We start from the raw sequence: 19,312 nt of genomic DNA, 5'->3' as shown, positions 1-19,312 counted from the left end.
TGCAACGTCTTTTAGCCGATACCGGATCAAGGAGAATTGCCATCATGTCAGCCACCGCGTGCGTCGTCGCCGCAGTACCGGAAATGTCCAGCGCGCAAACCCTGCCGCTCGATGAAGTGATCGCGGAAATCGCCGCGCGTCGCGACGAATTCGATCGCCTGTCGCACGTCCCGCGCGATGTGATCGCGAAGCTCAAGCGCGCGGGCGTCTACCGCGCGGGCACGCCGAAGCGCTTTGGTGGCGACGCGCTCGCGCCGGCCGCGTTTCTCGAGATGATCGAGCGCATCGCAGTGGCCGACGGCTCCGCCGCGTGGGTCGCGAGCTTCGGTTCGGCGAACGTGTACCTTGCCGCTCTGCCGCTCGAAACCCAGGCCGAAATCTACGCCGACGGTCCGGACCAGGTGTTCGCAGGCGGCCTCTTTCCGGTGCAGCCGGCGCAACCCGTCGACGGCGGCTTCCGCGTGAACGGCACGTGGAAATTCGCAAGCGGCTGCAAGGGCGCGGACTGGCTGGGCGTCGGCATCGGCACGGGTGGCGCGAATGGCGGCGGCGCACCGGGCAAGCCGCGCACGGCCGTGTTTCGCCCGCATCAGGTCGACATCGTCGACAACTGGGACGTGGTCGGCATGCAGGGTACCGGCAGCCACGACCTGCGCGTATCCGACCAGTTCGTTGCCGACGCGTGGACGTTCGTGCGCGGCGGCGAGCCGACCGTCGACGAGCCGCTCTATCGCTACCCGACAATCGCATACGCCGCACAGGTGCTGGCTGTCGTGAACCTGGGCCTCGCGCGCGCGGCGCTCGATGTCGCGAACCAGATGGCCGGTGGCCGCAAGACCACGACCGGTGCGCCGCAACTGGCTGACCGCGCGTACTACCGCATCGAACTGGCGAAAGCCGAAGCGCAGCTGCGCTCAGCGCGTGCGTTCTTCTACGAATCGACGAACGATGTGTGGCAATCGATTCTCGCGGGTAACCCGGTCACGCCCGATCAGGTCAGCCTGCTGCGACTCGCGGCGACGCAGATTGCCCGCGAAGGCGCCGACGTCGTGCATCGCGCTTACCGCCTGGGCGGCACGATGGCGATCTATCGCACGCATCCGCTGCAGCGCCTGCTGCGCGACTCGATGGTGGTCACGCAGCACGCGTTTCTCGGCGAAGGCAATTTCGATGGCGCGGGCGCGGTGTTCGTCGGCGTGCCGCCGATTCCCGGTTATCTCTAAGCCTGTCTTTCCAGCGCGCACGGCTCGCACAAAGCCGGGCGTGCTTTTCATGGTTCGAATGTTTTTGGCGTGTTCAACGCTTTCACTGAATTCAAGGAGTCGTCTCTCATGGCCGATACTCAATCGCTTCCGCTGCGCGTCCTCTTCTGCTGCGGCGTGACGCAGAATTTCTTCGACCTGCCGCGCGAGAAGATCGGCGAAGTCTGGCAGGCGTACGGCAAAATGCTGGCCGCCATCGAATCGATGGAAGGCGTCAAGGTGCTCGGCATCATGGACGACGACCGTCTGACCGTCGGCAACGCCGACAACGCGCCGTGGACGTTCTACATCATGGCCGACGTCGTCGATTTCGACACGACCGTAGCCGTGTGCAACCTGTATCGCACGACGCCTGTCGGCGAATACAACCTGTGGCGCTACGGCAAGATCGAAGCACGCGTCGGCCGTGCGCTTGCTGTGCCGCCGCAGCACGCGAATCCGGCTTGAATACACAGTGAGCGCCACGCGATGAACACGACGACGTACGACGCCGAAGCCGGCGATATGCACACGACGCTTGCCACGCTGACGCGCCGCCTTGACGCGCTCGAAGCCGAACGCGCGGTGCGCCATACGATCTCGCGTTACATGGCGCTGTGCGATGTGCCATCGGGCGTGCTCGATGGCGAGACGCTCGCGGGCCTCTTTGCACACGACGCGGTGTGGGAAGGTATCGGCCCGCAGTACGCGAACAGGTTCGGCCGGTTGACGGGTCACGCGGAAATTCTCGCGATGCTGACGCGTTACCTGCCGCCCTCGCCGCACTTCACGGTGAACGTGCACTTTCTGACGTCGGAGACAATCGACGTCGATATCGATGGCGCACGTGCGAAAGGTCACTGGATCATGTTGCAGGCTTCCGGTTATGTCGATGCGCCCGCCGAACTGATTTCGGCGCGGCTCGAAATCGACTTCGCGCCGGCCGCCAATGGCCGCGACTGGCTGATCACGCATTTCCGCACCGAACGTCTTTTCGACGCGCCGTGGCAGGTGAATCCACGCCCGGCGCCCGTTACATCATCTGAACGGACCTGAACGCATGCACGAATTCATTCGCGAGTTTTCGCTGGGCGGCGACGGCCCGACCATCGCGATCAAGGACACGATCGACATCGGCGGACACGCGACGACCGCCGCGAGCCGCGCGCTCGCCGATGCGCCCGCCGCGCAGAATCACGCGGAAGTGGTCGAACGCGTGCTCGCTGCGGGCTGGCGCATCGTCGGCAAGGCGAACATGCATGAACTGGCGTTCGGCATGACCGGTATCAACGACTTCACCGGTACACCGCGCAACCCGCAGGACGCGACGCGTATTCCGGGCGGCTCGTCGAGCGGCTCCGCAGCGGCGGTCGGCCTGAGCCTCGCCGATGCCGCGCTTGGCACCGACACCGGCGGTTCGATTCGCGGGCCGGCTGCATGCTGCGGTGTGGCCGGGTTCAAGCCGACGTTTGGCCGCGTGTCGCGTCGGGGTGTCGCGCCTCGTGAATCGTCGCTCGATTGCGTCGGTCCCTTTGCGCGCGACATGCGCATGATCGTCGAAGCGATGGCAGCGATTACGCCGGGTTTCGACCGGGTTGCAGCGCTGGCTTCAGGCGGTACATGTAACGTCGGCGTGGTCGCCGTCGATGCACTGCCCGCAATCAGGGATGCCGTCGCACGAGCACCCGTACAGGCCGGCTTCGCAACACGCCCGATTGAACTCGCCCACTTCGCAGCGGCCTTCGACGCGGGGCTCACCGTCATCAACGCGGAGACGTGGCGTGCGTTTGGTCACCTCGTCGAAACCGGCCAGCTTGGCGCGGATCTCGATGCGCGCCTGCGCAACGCGTCGAAGACAACCGATGCGCAACTCGAAGCGGCAGAGCGGGTGCGGCGCGACATCACCGCAGCAATCGACGCCGCCCTCGAGAGCGTCGACGTGCTCATCCTGCCCACGCTCCCCGCGTTTCCCGTCACGATCGATGAAGCGCGCAACGGGGTTTCGGTGATTGCAATGTCCTCGCTGATCCGCCCATTCAATCTGAGCGGCCACCCCGCGCTCAGTCTTCCGCTACCCGTTGGCGGTAGCACGCTCAAGGCCGGCTTGCAGATCGTCGGGCGCAAGGGCGCGGACGAACAGGTCTGCGCAATTGCCACGCGTTTCGAAGCGGCTATCGCGGGATAAAGACGGATCAACGCAGCAACGGCGCGCGTTCATTGCGCGCCGGTTTTCATGGAGCAAACGAAATGTCGAATAGAGTCGTACTGGTCACAGGTGCCGCGCGTGGACTTGGTGCCGTTATCGCCACGCAGTTTCATCGGGCCGGTTATCGCGTTGCCATCGGCGACATCGCGCTCGATTCCGCCGAAGCGCTCGCGCGCGATCTGAGCGCCGATGGCTCGACCGCGTGTGCGTTGCATCTCGACGTCACGTCGAAGGATGCATTCGAAGTGGCACGCGATACGCTTTTCGCACGCTGGGGGCGCATCGACGCGCTCGTGAACAACGCGGGCGCGTCGAAGGTCGTGCCCGTCATGGAGATTACCGGCGAGCAGTTCGATCAGGTCATCAACGTGAACCTGCGCAGCGTGCTGTTTGGCTGCCAGGTCTTCGGACAATACTTTGCCGGTAACGGCACGGGACGTATCGTCAACATCGCCTCGCTCGCGGGTCAGAACGGCGGCTCCGCGACCGGCGCGCATTACGCTGCGGCCAAGGGCGGCGTCATCACGCTGACGAAGGTGTTCGCGCGCGATCTGGGCGCGGCAGGTGTGACCGTCAACGCGATTTCACCGGGTCCGATGGATCTGCCGATCGTGCATGAGAGCGTGCCCGCCGACAAACTGAAGGCGGTGATCGCCGGGATTCCGGCGGGAAAGCTGGGTTCGGCAGATTACGTCGCGGATGTCACGGTGATGCTCGCCGCCGAAAACGCCTGGTTTGCAAACGGCGCGTGCTGGGATGTGAACGGCGGGTTGTTCATGCGGTAGCGGCCATGTGGTTCGCGGCGCTCGCGTGTGCGTGGTTCACCCGGCACGCGCGCGTCACGGCGAGCATTAACGTTGTGTGCCGCCTGCAGGCGCGTCGCGATCCCATACGGCCATCACTTCGCGCACCAGCATCGCAATCGAGGGTGCGCCAAGTTTGTCCTTGATGCTCGCGCGGTGCACGTCGACGGTTTTCACGCTGATCGACAGATCGGATGCGATGCGCTTGCTGCCCTTGCCGTCGACAACACCGTGGAGCACTTCCTTCTCGCGCGCGGTGAGCGACTCGATACGGCGACGCAGCTCGCGCCGCTTCTGGTCGGCGGCATGACGTTGCCCGGCGAGTTTCAGCGCGTGCTGGACGCGATCCAGCATCTGCTGCGAGTTGTACGGCTTCTCGACAAAATCGATCGCGCCGTTTTGTAACGCGCGCACAGACATCGGAATGTCGCCGTGACCGCTCACGAAAATGATCGGCAACGTCGCGCCCTGCCGGTTCAGCTCGGCCTGCACATCGAAACCGCTCTGCTCCGGCATGCGTACGTCAAGCACGAGGCACGCCGGCAGCTCCGGATCGAACGCCTTCAGAAACTCCGCGGCGCTCGCAAACCCCGCCGATTTGACGCCCACGGATTCGAGCAGCCAGGACAGCGACGTGCGCATGCCGTTGTCGTCATCGACGATATAGACGGTGGGAGTGGGTGAAGTCATCGGCAAGCCTGGCAAGTACGACAGAAAACAAAAACACAGAAAAGTCAGATGTGGTTGATGCGTAGCAATACATCAATCACGGGCATCTGATAATACCCAGCGAAAAACGCCGTGAGAAGTGATGATTTCCCTGTGGCGGGCCTTATTTTTCGGATGTTCTGCCCGCTTTCCTACGCAACCTGGGAAAACCTTTAGATGGCTCGGGAAAGACGACACAACAGGTGCCGCTCGCGCGCATTTTTTTTCGTCGATGCATCCCGTACGCTTGATCCATCGACGACCGGATGAACATGCACTGTTCCCCGATGCCCTTCACCGACGCAGGACTACCGCGCATGACTTCAACTCAAACGCTGGATCAGAACGCCGACGCAAAGAAGCAGTTTCGTCAGGCGATGGCGCATCTCTCCGCCGCCGTCAACGTCATCACGACGGCCGGGCCGCACGGGCGATGCGGCATCACGGCGAGTGCAGTGTGCTCGGTCACCGATACGCCACCGACACTGCTCGTGTGCCTGAACCGGTCGAGCGCGATGCATTCGACGTTCGAGGGCAACCGCAACGTCTGCGTCAACGTGCTCACGGCCGAACACGAACTGCTCGCGCGCCACTTCGCGGGCATGACACAGGTGTCGATGGAAGAGCGCTTCGGCTGGCCGATCTGGGACGAAGGCACGAACGGCGTGCCGGTGCTGCGTGATGCGCTCGTGAGCATTCAGGGTGTCATCGTCGACCTCAAGCCGGTCGGCTCACATTCGGTGATGTTTCTGGAAGTGGCCCAGATCAAGGTGCGCGACGACGGCGACGGGTTGATCTACTTCGATCGCAACTTCCACCGGATTCCGCGGCCAGCAGCGGCGTGTGCGTGATCGTCACATCGATTTAACTTCCCCGCCGTCCATCCTCAACGCCGAACCTGTCATCCAGTGCGCCGCCGGCGACACAATAAATGCCAACAGTTCGGCGATCTCCTCCGGTGTGCCGTACCGGGCGATACCCGCTTCGACGGGAAATTTCGCTGTCGCTTCTTCAACGGTCATGTTGTGCAGCGGCGCCCAGTGCTCCAGATAGGATTGTCGACGGCCGGTCATCACCGGTCCTGGCAGAACGCTGTTAACCTGCACGCCGTCGGCGATGCCGCGATCCGAGAAGGCTTTCGCAAGCGCCATGATCGCCGCGTTGATCGTGCCCACGGCCGCATACGGCGCCTTGGGAAAAAGCGCCGAATTGCCCGACATCAGCACGACCGAACCCGACGTCGCCTTCAACGATGGCCACGCTGCCACTGTGAGGCGTCGCGCGCCATGCAGCTTCAGAGCGAGGCCGCGCTCCCATTGCTCGTCCGTCATTTCGAGCACGTCGATCTGCGGGACCGCGCCCGCGATGTTGAGCAACGCGTCGATCTGTCCGAACACGGCGAGCGTTTCATCGACGACCCGCCGTGCGGCGTCAGGTTGTGACAGATCGGCATCGATAACGAGCGGCTCCGCACCCAACTTCTTCACCTCGGCTGCGGTCTGCTCGAGGTTCGCGCGGTCGCGCGCGACCAGCACGAGCGAATCAAAATCCCGCGCCAGCCTGATGGCCGTCGAACGGCCGATACCCTGGCTCGCGCCTGTGACAATTGCGACTTTCCTCGACATCTCACCTCTCCTTGTCATGTGAACACGCACGGCTCAGTGGACCACCACCATCTTTCCACCCGCCTCATTGGCTTCCATCACGCGATGCGCTTCGCGGATCTCATCGAACCCGAACACCCGCGACGGTTTCGCGTTGAGACGGCCCGCCGCGACGTCGCTCGCGATCTGTTGAAGCGGTACGTCCGAGAGCGGAAAACCTGGCGTGCCGAACACGAAGCTGCCGAAGAACGTCAGGCAGACGCCGCTCGCCATTTGCAACAGCGGGTTGAAGCCCTCGATGGGATCGAGGCCGCCAAGCCAGCCCGCGAGACAGACGCGGCCGCCACGCCGCAACATCGCGAGCGAATCGAGCATCGTGCTGTTGCCGACGAGGTCGAGCACCGCGTCGATCCGTTTTGCTTCGGCGATGCGACTCGACAGATCCGGGCCTTCGATCTCGACACGCGACGCGCCGAGACTTTCGAGCATCGCGAAGCGCGCCGCACTGCGTGTCGTCGCGATGACGTGTGCACCCGCGTTCACCGCGAGCTTGACTGCAGCCTGTCCGAACGACGACGTCGCGCCGCGAATCACAAGCGTCTGTCCTTCCTTGATCTCGAGATTGCGGAACAGGCACGTCCACGCGGTCGCGTACGTTTCGGGAATCGTCGCCAGTTCCGCCCACGGCAGATCGGACTCGATCAGCGCCACGTTCGACACCGGTGCCCGTGTGTATTCCGCGTAGCTGCCGTTGATGGTTCGTCCGAGGCCGCCCATCAGCGCGGCGACTTTCGCGCCGACCGAAAATTCGCCGCCGGGGCACGACTTCACGATGCCCACGCATTCGATGCCGCTGACCCGCGCCGCTTCGGCCCATTCGCCGCGTCGCATATGCATCTCGGCGTGGTTGATGCCAAACGCCTTGATCTCGATCACCACATGACCCTCCAGCGGTTCGGGTTCCGGCAACTCGGTATAGACGAGGCTATCGGGGCCGCCGAACGTGTCGAGGACGATTGCACGCATGACTGTTCTCCTGCAGATGGATGACACTGTTGTCGAAGCTGACCTTGCAAAACGTCAGCGAACAAGAAATTCCGCCATGGCCGCGGCGATCTCCGCGGCGTGCGTCTCCAGCGCGAAGTGGCCGGTATCGAAGAAGCGCACAACGGCGTCCGGCATGTCGCGCCTGAACGCCTCGGCGCCTGCGGGCAGGAAAAACGGATCGTTCTTTCCCCACACAGCGAGGAACGGCGGCTGATGCTTGCGGAAATATTCCTGAAACGCGGGGTACAGCGCGACGTTGCTGTGATAGTCGCCGAACAGGTCGAGCTGGACTTCGTGTGCGCCCGGCCGGCCCAGATAGAAGTCGTCGAGTGAGTAACCGTCCGGCGACACGGACGTCCCGTCCTCGACGCCGTGCGTGTACTGCCACACCGTCGTCTCGTGCGTCAGAAACCCGCGCAGCGCTTCGCGATTCGCGGGAGAACCCTCCTGCCAGTAGGCACGGATTGGATTCCAGCCGTCACTCAATCCTTCTTCGTACGCATTGCCGTTCTGCGAAATGATCGCGGCGATCCGCTCGGGATGCCTGAGCGCAAGCCGGAAGCCGGTGGGTGCGCCATAGTCGAATACATAGAGCGCGAAGCGGTCGAATCCGATCACCTCCGTGAAGCGATCGATGACGTTGGCGATGTTGTCGAACGTGTACGCAAAACTGTCGCGGCTGGGCATATCCGACTGTCCGAATCCGGGCAGATCCGGCGCGACGATATGGAAGCGGTCGGCAAGCTTCGGAATCAGGTCGCGAAACATGTGACCCGCGCTTGGAAAGCCGTGCAGGAGCAGCAGCTTCGGAGCGCCGACGCGGCCGGCTTCACGATAGAACACGTTAAAACCATCCACGTTGGCACGGCGATAGGCAATTGAAGTCATGATCTTCCTCACAGGGGAAACGGGTTATGCGGGTTATGCGGGTTATGCGGGTGATGCGGGTGATGCGGGTGATGAGAGGCGGCTTGCGGAAACCGACTGGACCGCTTCGACGATGACATCCGTCACAACGTCAGGTGCCGTGACGATCGGCGTGTGATCGACCTCGTACGAGCGCACGTGTGCATTCATGCGAGCCGCCATGAAGCGCTGGGTGGCGGGGCTGATCATGCGGTCCTCTTCGGCGACCAGAAACCAGTTCGGACGGTCTTTCCACAACGGACGTCCGGCTGCTTCGCCAATGCATGACACTGCAACCGGACGCTGCACCGCGGCGAGCACCGCCCGTTCTGCCGGTGTCGCGTCCTGTGCAAACGCGGCCGCGAACGCGTCTTGCGGCAGCCAGATCCATCCGTGTCGATCCGGAGCCAGCTGCGGAGCCTGCGGATGCGCTTCGCCCCGATAGAACACATCGCCGACTGTTTCGCCTTCGTCGGGTGCGAGCGCGGCGACGTAGACCAGCGCCGCGACGCGGCTGGATCGGATCGAACCGATCACGGCGCCCGCATAGGCGTGACCGGCGAGCACCACCGGACCCTCGATCCGTTCGAGCGTCCGCTCGAGCGCGGCGACGTCGTCGCCCAGCGAAGTGAGCGGCAGCGGCGCCGCGATCGCATCGATGCCCTGCCCCTTCAGACGACCGATCACCTTGCTCCAGCTCGATCCGTCCGCCCATGCGCCGTGCACAAGCACCACGCTCACGTTGCCAGAAGACATGCCTCGCTCCTTTTCAGGAAAGTGAATGTTGCGTGAGATGTGCGGCTTTCCTACGCCGAACGTGTAACCCGTCTGTTTCTTTTTTATAGGTTACTCATCGTCGATGTAACTTGTCAACAGCGTTTTTAGCGGTTACCATGGTTTTACCGTCATTTCAGGTTCCTCGTACCAAATGGACTACCGCCAGATTCCCGCGATGTTCCTGGCCGATGCGCCGGGCCTCGACTTCCTGAACTCGGTGGCAACGCCGGTGGACGTCGAAGTCGACTGGATCAGCGACGGAGAGGGCTTGCTAGCCTGGCTGGAACAGGCTGGGCTCGTTCCTCGCGCCACGCTCGCGACGATGCGCTCGCAGGCCACGCCGTCCGAACTCGACGCGGTTGCGGCGCGCGCGCGCGAACTACGCGAGTGGTTCAGGGAATTTGTCCAGACTCGAAAGGGGCGACCGCTCACCGCCAGCGACCTGCGAGATCTCGAACCGCTGAATCAGCTATTCGAGCGGGACGAACAATATGGAGAAATCGTCGCCAATGTCACGCAAGGCGGATCAATCTTTGAATTGCGCGCGAATCGGCGCTGGAAGTCCCCTGAATCGCTACTGATGCCGATCGTCGAGGTGTTGGCGAGACTGGTGTGCGACGAGGACTTCGCACAGGTGAAGGCGTGTGAAGGTCCCCGCTGCACATTGCTGTTTGCCGATCACACACGCGGGCACGCGCGCCGGTGGTGCAGCATGGCGATTTGCGGTAATCGCGCGAAAGTAGCGGCCCACCGGAAGCGACTCAAGGAACGTGAGGCTTGACATCAGGCTGGTTGAAACCCGGCCGTTCGGTGTGCTGATGGTTTTTTCGGGGAGGAGATATGGATCACATCAAGGCGATTGCATTCGATCTGTACGGCACGCTGTTCGATGTCCATTCGGTTGTTGCCCGCTGCGATGAGCAATTCCCGGGACGCGGGCGTGAAATCAGCACGATCTGGCGACAGAAGCAACTCGAATACACGTGGCTGCGAAGCCTGATGAACCGCTACGTCACCTTCGAACAGGCGACCGAAGACGCATTGCGCTTTACCTGCCGGCACCTGCGGCTTGATCTGGATAGCGAAGCGTGCAAGACACTCTGCGAGGCATATCTGCGTCTGCAGCCGTTCCCCGAAGTACCCGAAACGCTGCGTGAATTGCGTCGGCGCGGATTGAAGCTCGCGATGCTGTCGAACGGCTCTCCGCATTCGATTGGCGCGGTAGTGGGGAACGCTGGACTGCGTGGCGAATTCGACTATCTGCTTAGCGTCGATCCGGTGCGCGTGTACAAGCCGGACGATCGCGCTTACCTGCTTGCGGAGAAGGCCTTCGGGGTTGGCCGTTCGTCGATCCTGTTTGTATCATCGAATGCGTGGGACGCGACGGGCGCGCGCTATTTTGGCTTTCCGACGTGCTGGATCAATCGTAGCGGCAGTGTCTTCGAAGAGATGGGACAGACGCCCGACTGGCAGCGCGGAGGCCTCGATGAAATGCTGTCGCTGTTCGACTCGGGCGCTGCGGGTCGGTAATTGCGCGACGAGGTCGCTGCGCGGAACACGTCGGGCAACGCGCGAGTGTCGAAGCCAGAAATAGAAAAAGGCCTTACAAGCATTGCTTGTAAGGCCTTGATTTCTTTGGTCGGGGCGAGAGGATTTGAACCTCCGACCACCTGCACCCCATAAAAGTCTTTGCCGTTCCACGGGTTTCCGACAACGTCCAACTAAATCACATAATCCATTGATTTTATGGATTTAATCTCACCGCCTAGGCTATCGACTTCCACTACAATACGTCACGCGCCTTCAGATCTGTGGGGGCAAATGTGGGGGCAAAATCTGCTTGGATGGAGGGGTGAATGGCCACACTTACGACGAAGGAATTGCAAGCGTTGACGTCAAGCGACGACGGACGGCGTCTCACCGATGGGCATGGCGTCTTTGGCGTGGTCCGCGTGGGAGCAAAAAGTATTTCGGTCCATTTTTCGCTGCGCTACCGATCAGCCGGCGCGATCCGCGAGCTTCGACTCGGCACCTTCCCGAAATCAACCCTGCGTCAGATCCGGGATGCTCGTGATAGTGCACGGGCGCAAATCAACGAGGGTGAAGATCCACTGGAGCATAAGCGCATCGAAAGGTTGAGGAAGCAAGTCGAGGTTGACGCAGCGGTTTCCAATCTAGAAGAGAGGCTTGCCCGAAAGACGTTCCGGCAGCGATTCAACGAATGGATCGACTCTGCGCTTCAGAAGCGCGCAGACGGGGGACAAGAAGTTCGACGCGCGTTCGAAAAAGACATACTTCCCGTGGTCGGCGACATGGCGATGGAGGACGTCCGCCGCTCGCATCTCATATCCTCGCTCGATACCATCGTCGCTCGGGGGGCGAACCGGCTTGCCAACAGGATGCTCACAGACCTGAAACAGTTTATTAAATGGTGCCAGGTACGCGAGTACGTTTCAGTCGACCCCCTGCTCACCATCGTCAAAAAGGACGTGGGCGGCGCGGATGGCGAGCGGGAACGTACACTGTCCAAAGATGAGATCCGTGCCCTGCCAGGCGTACTGGAATGCGCCAACCTCCTTGAAACGACAAAGCGGGCGCTTATGCTGATCCTGGCGACCAACGCGCGCGTTGGCGAGGTCATCAAAGCACGCAAACAGGATATCAATCTTGAACTGAAGATCTGGCGCATTCCATTCCAGAACGCGAAGAATAGAGAGTCTCACATCGTGTTCCTGTCCGACTTCGCTCTACAGCACATGCGGGTACTCTTTGAATTGTCTGACAGCAAGGAATGGCTGCTGCCGGGCCTCCGGCGCGAAAACGAACCTGAAACGCACGTCGGGCTGAAAAGTATTACCAAGCAGGTCTCTGATCGTCAGTTGGTGTTTTATGAGCGCGAGGCTCACGCCAAGCGAGCCTCTAACGGGAATTCTCTCGTTCTCAGCGAGGAAAAGTGGACGCCTCATGACCTGCGCCGGACAGCCGCGACGCTGATGCAGGAGCTTGGTGTATTGCCCGCAGTGATCGACAAGTGCATGAATCACCGCGAGCAGAACCGTATGAAGCGCATCTATCAGCGATACCCATACACCGCCGAGAAACGCGAGGCTTGGCGGCTGCTCGGCGCACACCTCGGAGAGCTGACAGCGGAAGACGCCGACAAGCAAAAGACCGAAGATAGTTCTTCTGATAAGGAGTCGAGCGAAGCAGTGCCAGGCGAGACCACTCACCTGCCTTGAGACATGAGGAACGAACTTCTCTGCATTGCACGATTATCGCGAAGGCAGCGAACAGGCCTGCCGAAAACTCGCTTACATCATGGCACTGTTCACCGGAGGCCGCTCACTCTCTTATCGATACGCATATCGAAGCGCGAATCGATCAAATGCCTGGAAACGCAATCGATTGGTTCGTCGAGCGAAGTCGATCATAGTTGCGACGGAACAGCACCACGGATCTGTCCACGCCAGCTGGTTGATGCTCGTACGGCATCGACATCTGCGTCGGACGCATCCGCTTCGCTACGCGCCGCTTCTACGCTGCGGCTGACACGACCAAAGAGGTCCACCTCGTAGCCAACGTCTAGTCCCAGATCAACGCGCCATTCGTGGAACGAGAAGCGGCGACAAACCTTGAACAAATCGCGCGCGATGCCGATGCCGGCATTGGTACGTTTTGCACCGCGCCACGGTCTTTCGACTGGACTGTAATGCAGGATCATCTTGTTGCAGCGGGCAGACGTTGTTTCAAACCGGCAGCAATCAGGACCACTGCGATCACCGTGAACAGTACATCGGCAGCCAGCGCGATATGAATGCCGCCCAGGAGATTCGCACGAGCGGCCATCACGGCAGCCAAGGCCGGGATGCCGATGGTGGACGCAACGCGCTGGCTCGTTGTCATCAGGCCAGAGGCAAGCCCTTTGCTGGTCTCTGGAACTTCCGAGGTAGCGGCAACGGTAGCTGCCACAACAGCCGTAATATGGCCGAAAAATCCGACAAAGAGTGCCGGGATCAAAAGCCACATCGAGTTCGGGTCCGATCCAAGCAGGATCAGCGGTGCGGTAAAGCCGCCCTGAACGAGCAAGGCCACCAGAAGCACGGGACGCGCGCCGCGCCGAGCGACGATCCGGCCGGCGAGAATGCCTGCAACTATCGATGCGAGCCCCGGGACGCCGAACACCAGGCCGGTCGCGAACGGCCCCAAATGCAGCACCTCTTGCAAGTAGATTGTTACGAGGTAAATGAGGCCGGCCTCCATTGAGAAGATGGTCAGCACCGCCACATTTCCCCAGCGCACCGAGGGCCAGGCCAACATCTCGATCGCGACCAAAGGCGCTGACGCACGCCGCTCAATCCAGAAAAACAGAACTAGAAGCGTCGCTCCGACCGCGAGCGCTGCCGCGGACTGTTCCGTGAAGCCGAAGACGATGGCGACAAGCCCGAGCGTCCCCGATACTGCGCCCGGGATGTCCAGACGAACACCGTTCCGGGAATGTGCCGCGGAAATCACGAACGGCGTCACGGCGAGGATGATGATGGCGGTCGGAACGTTGATGAGAAAGGCCCAGCGCCAGCTCAGCACGTCGACGAGCATCCCGCCCACCAAGGCTCCAAAAGTGAAACCGCCTGAGAGCAGTGCACCGTTCAAGCCTAGCGCCCGCGCGCGCTGTCGTTCGTCGGCGAACACCGTGATCAGCAGTGCCAGTGCGGCTGGGCCCGTCATCGCTGTTGCGACGCCCTGGAGCACGCGAGCAGCGAGAAGAACGACAGGTTCGGTTGCGATACCGCCCAGGAGCGACGATGCCGCCAGAAGCGCGAGGCCGATGAGAAACATGCGGCGCAGACCATACAGATCGCCGAGCCGGCCGAAGAGCAGGGACAGCCCTGCGGCTGGTAGCGCAAAAGACGTAGCGACCCACGGGAAGTCGCTCACCTTAAGCCCGACCGCCCGTCCAACTTCGGGCAATGCGACGTTAAGAATTGAGAAGTCGGCGGACAACATGAAGTTGGCACCGAGAAGAAGGATGACTATGAGCCGTTGTCGTACCGTCATCGGGGGCGCGTCGCTTCCGCGCCGCAGGGTCAGTTCAGGAATTTCCATTGTCAAGAATTGCTTTTCATCATTGATTGTTGGAAGCGTCGCGGCGTCACGATGCCTGATGCGGCCCGAATGACTGGCTGAAGCCACAACCGGAGCGGACGAGTTCGCGAGCCGCGGCGAGCCGTTTTGCCTCGTAGTGGCGCAAGGCCTCGGCCGCGCCTCCATGAGCCAAGCCGTCGTGCAGTGCTTCGGCGAGGGCGAGCGCATCGAGCGCCGAGGCATCGAAGCCCTTGCCGGTCATCGGCGACGGCACATGAGCGGCATCTCCAACGAGACATACCCTCCCGCGTGCCAAGCGCTGCGGCATGTATTCGCCGATGGGCGTGCCGATCACAGCGCGTCGGGAAAGGCAGTCGCGAATGGCTTCGCGCCAGGGGGCGGGCCAGATCGCTTTAGCCTCCGCCGCCAGGTCCCTGAAAGTAGCGTCCGGAATGTCAGCGGGACGCAGTGTTCGCTGCACGACGTCCCCAACGAGGACGCCGCTCGACCGCAGGAGATCATTGCGGCCGGCGTCGTACCAACCAAACCCCAAACGTCGATGGCCTCTCACAAGCGACCCATCCGCACCCGGTAGGTAATAGGCGTTGAGGCAGTACCCTCGCTCTTCGAGGATCGCGAGTTGATCCGGCCAAGGCTGGGCTCGGACTTCGCTTTCGTCGACTATGCCAAGCCAGATGAGATAGCCGGCGAACACCGCATCGGGCTGCTCAGGGGCAACATGACAACGGACGATGCTTGCATGACCGTCGGCGCCGACGACAATGTCGCCTCGCACAACCTCCGCGTTGTCCGTTACCGCCCATGCTGAGTGCTCATCCTGATCAACAAACTTCACGCGCGCCGGAGCGCGAACTCGTATGTTGGGATCGGCATCAACGACGGCACGCAGAGCTGCGTAGACATCGGCCCAGGCTTGCGGCCCCGAAGGCAGTGCATGCTGTCCTAAGCTCCGACCGGTCAAACGTTGGAGGAGACCCTCGCTGACCGGCAAGGCTGCGCCCGCGCGAGCCTTCCCGTCCGATCGTTCCAGCATCGTCACAGTCATTCCGATGCGGGATAGGGATAAAGCACCCATCAAGCCTGACAGGGATGCCCCGACAAGCACGGCCGCGCCGCCGGTTTTGTGCGTCTGACGTTCCATCTGCTCGATCCTGTATTATACGGAGGGATACTACGGTTATATTACCGTAGTTCCACTACGCTTAACAAGGAGCTTTCTGAGGTGCAATCAGCCCCACCTTCCAAACCAAGCCGCCGGCCGCGTTCCGATGGCGAACGCAACCGGCTGCGATTGATCGATGCGGCCAAGCACGTCTTTGCCGAAAAGGGGGCAGCCGCCAGCCTTGAACAGGTCGCGCGCGAGGCAAAGGTCAGCATCGCTTCGCTCTACCGACACTTTCCGACGCGGGACGCCGTGATCTCGGCCGTTTATCGGCAGGAAGTAGATGCGCTCATCGAGGCTGCCGACGGCTTGATTGCGGAACGGGAGCCAGAGGCCGCTCTACGCGAATGGCTGATGCTTTTCGTAGAGTTTCTCGACGCAAAACATGGCATGGCCGAGGCCATGGATACCCTGATGGGAGGTCCGGAGGATCTCTACAGCAAGACCCCAGACCGACTTGCATCGCCGATCACGGCGCTGGTCACCTATGCAGTCGAGGCGGGTGCATGTCAGAGGGATGTTGAGCCGCTGGATTTGCTTCGCGCACTCTCCGGCGTGGCGACGATTAGAGTGGGCGAAAACTGGAAGCGCTCGGCAGTTCGAATGGTTGAGTTGTTGCTCGCAGGTATCTCAGCAAAGGCTCCCGGCCACGGTGACTAATTGAGACACGTTCTGGCGACGCGAACGGATCGTGCAGGATTGAAGGGCAAAAACAGCGACGAAGGCGACAACCCAAACGATCAGTATGAAGCGCACCAGTGGAGTCATCATCTCCGCAAAATTCCTGTCGAAGTGCGTGAGCTTTCGCCACCCTCCCAATGTTCAAACGGGACTGACCGGTACCCAGCAGGCTGTTGACCCTCGCGCCGCCGGTCGGTGACTACATCGGACAGGTGAAGCAAATGCTCGAACGTGGCGATCATCCCCGCGGGGAGCTTCCGCTTGAACGAGATCAAGCTCGGCGATAGGCCGAAAGAGACCAGAGCCATCGATCCCGGGTCCGCCTGCAATCGGAGACGCAACGCTTCAGCGGCTTGCGACTCCTTTGGCGAACACGTCGATTTTTGAGATTGCATCAGGGCTGACTTCACACCGGTGATTTCGCTTAGCAAACCTCTGCCTGGGCGATGAAAACCGGCACAGAAAGGTAATATCCTTCATTACCGAGTTCTGTGGGGGCCTTAACCGCGTCACTGATGACAGCGGCCCAATCTAGATACCGCGACGCCAGTCTACCGTCAAGGAAAAAGACCAACACCCGATGCGTCTGGTTTGACCGCCTCGCATCTAGCGAAGAAATATCTCTTCGAGGTCAGCCTCTTCTTCCGTTGAATCCAACTTCAACGCCCCTTCAATGTGGTCGAGATGCTCGAGCATCACCTGCGCAGCGGTTTCCCCATCTCCTCTATCCAACGCTTCAACGATTCTTTCGTGTTCATCCGCTCGGCAACTGGCCACGATGGGAGCGTTGTATAGCAAAATCACGAGACAAGTCAGCGTTGAGAGCTCTCGCAGACTCCGAGTGAAAGATGAATTACCGGCGAGCGCGGCCGCCAGGTTATGAAACTCGCCAGAGAGGCGGATGATTGCACGCTTGTCGTCGACTTTGCGCGCATCCATCTCCTTCTCCAGGTGTTCATGCAGAGCGGTCTTTTTCTCTACATCCATATTCTGCGCCAGGCGTCTCATGACCGCGGGCTCTATCAACCGCCTTGCCTCGAAAACGTCACGGGCCTGCTCTACCGACGGCCTGGCGACAAACCAACCCTTCTTGGGAAAGACCTCAACAATCTGCTCATATGCCAACTTGCTTAGCGCTTCGCGCACGCGAGCCCGGCTAGCCTTGAAGATTGAGGCAAGGCGTTCTTCGGCAAGTTTCGTCCCCGGTGTCAGTCGATGCTCGAGGATCGCGAGATAGATTCGCTCGTAGATTTCATCACTGGTGCTGTCCGCTGACTGCGGGTCTTTGAGAAGCGGAAGAGCTGATGTCTTGGGCATATCAAAAAATTCGAAACTCTGGAAGGCGCCTGATTCGGGAGGGCGCGGGCGCTGTCACGCACGCTCGTAAGGATGCTCCTTTATCCAATGGCGAGCAATATCGATTCGCCGCGTGAACCAGACATCCTCGTGTCTTTGAACATAGTCGAGAAACCGCTCCAGGCCAGCGGCCCTCGATGGATGACCGATAAGTCTGAGGTGAAGCCCTATTGACATCATCCTCGGGGTCCTGGCGCCCTCTTTGTAGAGCGTGTCGAACGCGTCCCGCATGAATTCGAACCACTGTTGCGACGTACCGGTTGCTCCAGCATATTGGCCATCATTGGTCGTCAACGAGTAAGGGACGACCAGATGCGGCGTATCGTCAACCGTCGTCCAAAACGGAAGTTCGTCGCCGTAATAGTCCGAATCGTACAGAAATCCGCCATGCTCGACGAGCAACCGCCGGGTGTTTACCGATGGGGAATACCGGCAATACCATCCTTCTGGCGCACGACCAATCGTCCTCGTAAGGGACTCGACTGCCTGATGGATGTGCTTCTTCTCCTCCTCTCGCGAGAGTGAGTAGTGCTTCACCCACCGATACCCGTGGCTACAAACATCGAAATCGGACTCGCGAATCGCAGCCGCTGCCGACGGATTGCGTTCCAGTGCCAATGCGCAACCATAGATGGTCGCAGGCAACTCCCGCTCCTGGATTATCCGCATGAGCCGCCAGAAGCCGACCCTGCTGCCGTATTCGAAGAGGCCCTCAGCAGCCAGGTCACGACCAACCACGCCTGAATTCAAGCCGTGCGACTCCGTGAACCACGTTTCGGACTCTTTCTCGCCGAGTTCGATCGACGGCTCCGAACCTTCCTCATAATTCAGGACAATGTTAATGGCAATGCGAGCGCCGTTTGGCCAGTTCGCATGCGGAGGGTTTGCTCCGTAACCCTCAAAATCGCGAGTGGGTGTCGCCCACTGATTGGTGTTCATAGAATCCTCGCTCCTGGTTAGAGCATCACGTCGCCGCCATTGGGCGACAGGGTTTGTCCAATGAAGTAGGCACCGCCGGTTTCCGACGCCAGCAGAAGCGCCGTCGGTGCGATTTCGTCGACTTTCCCAAACCGCCCGGCCGGAAGCTGCGAGAACTTCATGGCACGCCACTCGTCTGTAAATCCGGCGAGCATCGCAGTCTCGACCGGCCCCGGTGCGATAGCATTGACGGTGACGCCGAAGGGCGCGCCTTCGTAGGAAAGCGCACGCGTGAACCCGACGAGGCCCGCCTTGGAAGCGCAATAGTGCGCAGCGTCAGTTGTGCCCTTGTAGGCCAACTGCGAGGCGATATTGATGATTCGCCCATATCGGCGTTCCTTCATTCCATCGAAGAACTGCCGGGTGACGAGGAAAGCGCCGCGGAGGTTGACCGACATCATCCGGTCCCACTCTTTGACCGACAACTGGCTGAAGGGGACCTCGCTACAGATGCCCGCGCCGTTGACCAGAATATCGACAGGTCCGAGGTCGTGAATTGCCCATTCGCCTAGTCGTTGTACAGAAGCTTCATCAGTGACATCGCACTCGGCAGTAACTACATCCGCCCCCTGCTGTACGAGTTGTGCAGCCAGTTCCCTCGCTCCTTCCTGGTCGTTGAAATGGCACATGACCACTCTCGCGCCATTGGCCGCGAACAGCTTCGCAATTGAGAAGCCGATGCCGGTATTCCCACCGGTCACGACCGCCGTTTTTCCTTTCAGGGAAAACGATTCCATGAG

Annotated in this window: 21 protein-coding genes; 10 read left to right on the top strand and 11 right to left on the bottom strand. The window is 61.0% G+C overall.

Annotation, left to right across the window (positions count from 1 at the left end; translation table 11 throughout):
- The first annotated feature begins 83 nt into the window (after positions 1–83).
- The 5 genes from LPA36_RS12190 (at position 84) to LPA36_RS12170 (ending at position 4,232) form a co-directional block, all read left to right on the top strand.
- A complete protein-coding gene (locus LPA36_RS12190; RefSeq protein WP_228877487.1) occupies positions 84–1,223 on the top strand; it encodes an acyl-CoA dehydrogenase family protein in 1,140 nt (379 codons plus the stop codon).
- A 108-nt stretch (positions 1,224–1,331) separates the two neighbouring features.
- The gene (locus LPA36_RS12185) at positions 1,332–1,709 is read left to right on the top strand and encodes a hypothetical protein (protein WP_228876787.1); all 378 of its coding nucleotides are present in this window, start codon (positions 1,332–1,334) and stop codon (positions 1,707–1,709) included.
- A gap of 21 nt (positions 1,710–1,730) precedes the next feature.
- The gene (locus LPA36_RS12180; RefSeq protein WP_407674266.1) at positions 1,731–2,297 is read left to right on the top strand and encodes a nuclear transport factor 2 family protein; all 567 of its coding nucleotides are present in this window, start codon (positions 1,731–1,733) and stop codon (positions 2,295–2,297) included.
- Positions 2,298–2,301: 4 nt separating this feature from the next.
- Entirely contained in the window at positions 2,302–3,426 is a 1,125-nt protein-coding gene (locus tag LPA36_RS12175; RefSeq protein WP_228876785.1) for an amidase, read from the top strand.
- Positions 3,427–3,488: 62 nt separating this feature from the next.
- Positions 3,489–4,232 carry an SDR family NAD(P)-dependent oxidoreductase gene (locus tag LPA36_RS12170; RefSeq protein ID WP_228876783.1) on the top strand — a complete coding sequence of 248 codons (744 nt, stop codon included), beginning with the start codon at positions 3,489–3,491 and terminating at the stop codon, positions 4,230–4,232.
- 66 nt (positions 4,233–4,298) lie between these two features.
- Here the strand turns inward: LPA36_RS12170 and LPA36_RS12165 are convergent, their stop codons facing one another.
- Positions 4,299–4,940, bottom strand: a complete 642-nt coding sequence (locus LPA36_RS12165) for a response regulator transcription factor (protein WP_228876782.1) — start codon at positions 4,938–4,940, stop codon at positions 4,299–4,301.
- Between the two features lie 335 nt (positions 4,941–5,275).
- On the opposite strand from LPA36_RS12165, the gene hpaC reads away from it, so the two are divergent.
- Positions 5,276–5,809, top strand: a complete 534-nt coding sequence (gene hpaC / locus LPA36_RS12160) for a 4-hydroxyphenylacetate 3-monooxygenase, reductase component (RefSeq protein ID WP_228876780.1) — start codon at positions 5,276–5,278, stop codon at positions 5,807–5,809.
- A gap of 3 nt (positions 5,810–5,812) precedes the next feature.
- Here the strand turns inward: hpaC and LPA36_RS12155 are convergent, their stop codons facing one another.
- The 4 genes from LPA36_RS12155 to LPA36_RS12140 are packed head-to-tail and all read right to left on the bottom strand — an operon-like array spanning position 5,813 to position 9,271.
- Complete coding sequence (locus tag LPA36_RS12155; protein WP_228876778.1) at positions 5,813–6,583, bottom strand: SDR family oxidoreductase; 771 nt, start codon at positions 6,581–6,583, stop codon at positions 5,813–5,815.
- A 33-nt stretch (positions 6,584–6,616) separates the two neighbouring features.
- On the bottom strand, positions 6,617–7,588 hold the full coding sequence (locus LPA36_RS12150; RefSeq protein WP_228876776.1) for a zinc-binding alcohol dehydrogenase family protein: 972 nt from the start codon (positions 7,586–7,588) through the stop codon (positions 6,617–6,619).
- 54 nt (positions 7,589–7,642) lie between these two features.
- Entirely contained in the window at positions 7,643–8,497 is an 855-nt protein-coding gene (locus LPA36_RS12145; protein ID WP_228876774.1) for an alpha/beta fold hydrolase, read from the bottom strand.
- 42 nt (positions 8,498–8,539) lie between these two features.
- Entirely contained in the window at positions 8,540–9,271 is a 732-nt protein-coding gene (locus LPA36_RS12140; RefSeq protein WP_228876772.1) for an alpha/beta fold hydrolase, read from the bottom strand.
- Between the two features lie 172 nt (positions 9,272–9,443).
- On the opposite strand from LPA36_RS12140, the gene LPA36_RS12135 reads away from it, so the two are divergent.
- From LPA36_RS12135 to LPA36_RS12125, 3 genes are all read left to right on the top strand, one after another.
- Positions 9,444–10,073, top strand: a complete 630-nt coding sequence (locus LPA36_RS12135; RefSeq protein ID WP_228876771.1) for a CGNR zinc finger domain-containing protein — start codon at positions 9,444–9,446, stop codon at positions 10,071–10,073.
- Positions 10,074–10,132: 59 nt separating this feature from the next.
- The gene (locus tag LPA36_RS12130) at positions 10,133–10,822 is read left to right on the top strand and encodes a haloacid dehalogenase type II (protein ID WP_228876769.1); all 690 of its coding nucleotides are present in this window, start codon (positions 10,133–10,135) and stop codon (positions 10,820–10,822) included.
- Between the two features lie 326 nt (positions 10,823–11,148).
- On the top strand, positions 11,149–12,531 hold the full coding sequence (locus tag LPA36_RS12125) for a tyrosine-type recombinase/integrase (RefSeq protein ID WP_228876767.1): 1,383 nt from the start codon (positions 11,149–11,151) through the stop codon (positions 12,529–12,531).
- A gap of 188 nt (positions 12,532–12,719) precedes the next feature.
- Here the strand turns inward: LPA36_RS12125 and LPA36_RS12120 are convergent, their stop codons facing one another.
- From LPA36_RS12120 to LPA36_RS12110, 3 genes are read right to left on the bottom strand one after another with little or no spacing between them, the layout of a single operon-like run.
- A complete protein-coding gene (locus LPA36_RS12120) occupies positions 12,720–13,013 on the bottom strand; it encodes a hypothetical protein (protein ID WP_228876764.1) in 294 nt (97 codons plus the stop codon).
- The gene (locus LPA36_RS12115) at positions 13,010–14,482 is read right to left on the bottom strand and encodes an MFS transporter (protein ID WP_228876762.1); all 1,473 of its coding nucleotides are present in this window, start codon (positions 14,480–14,482) and stop codon (positions 13,010–13,012) included. The genes LPA36_RS12120 and LPA36_RS12115 overlap by 4 nt, the downstream gene beginning before the upstream one ends.
- Positions 14,442–15,536: an FAD-dependent monooxygenase gene (locus tag LPA36_RS12110; protein WP_228876761.1), complete on the bottom strand. Its 1,095-nt coding sequence runs from the start codon at positions 15,534–15,536 to the stop codon at positions 14,442–14,444. The genes LPA36_RS12115 and LPA36_RS12110 overlap by 41 nt, the downstream gene beginning before the upstream one ends.
- An 81-nt stretch (positions 15,537–15,617) precedes the next feature.
- On the opposite strand from LPA36_RS12110, the gene LPA36_RS12105 reads away from it, so the two are divergent.
- Complete coding sequence (locus LPA36_RS12105) at positions 15,618–16,217, top strand: TetR/AcrR family transcriptional regulator (RefSeq protein ID WP_228876760.1); 600 nt, start codon at positions 15,618–15,620, stop codon at positions 16,215–16,217.
- A 627-nt stretch (positions 16,218–16,844) separates the two neighbouring features.
- Here the strand turns inward: LPA36_RS12105 and LPA36_RS12100 are convergent.
- From LPA36_RS12100 to LPA36_RS12090, 3 genes are read right to left on the bottom strand one after another with little or no spacing between them, the layout of a single operon-like run.
- Positions 16,845–17,555, bottom strand: coding sequence for a GntR family transcriptional regulator (locus LPA36_RS12100; protein ID WP_228876759.1), 711 nt, complete (start codon positions 17,553–17,555; stop codon positions 16,845–16,847).
- 54 nt (positions 17,556–17,609) lie between these two features.
- Positions 17,610–18,533: an allantoinase PuuE gene (locus tag LPA36_RS12095; RefSeq protein ID WP_228876758.1), complete on the bottom strand. Its 924-nt coding sequence runs from the start codon at positions 18,531–18,533 to the stop codon at positions 17,610–17,612.
- A 17-nt stretch (positions 18,534–18,550) separates the two neighbouring features.
- Positions 18,551–19,309, bottom strand: coding sequence for an SDR family NAD(P)-dependent oxidoreductase (locus LPA36_RS12090; RefSeq protein WP_228876757.1), 759 nt, complete (start codon positions 19,307–19,309; stop codon positions 18,551–18,553).
- Positions 19,310–19,312: the final 3 nt, after the last annotated feature.

The sequence above is a fragment of the Paraburkholderia saeva genome (assembly GCF_907164555.1).
GTDB lineage: Bacteria > Pseudomonadota > Gammaproteobacteria > Burkholderiales > Burkholderiaceae > Paraburkholderia > Paraburkholderia saeva.
The sequence above is the reverse complement of the archived record's forward strand: the minus strand, read 5'-3'. Positions and strand labels throughout refer to the sequence as shown.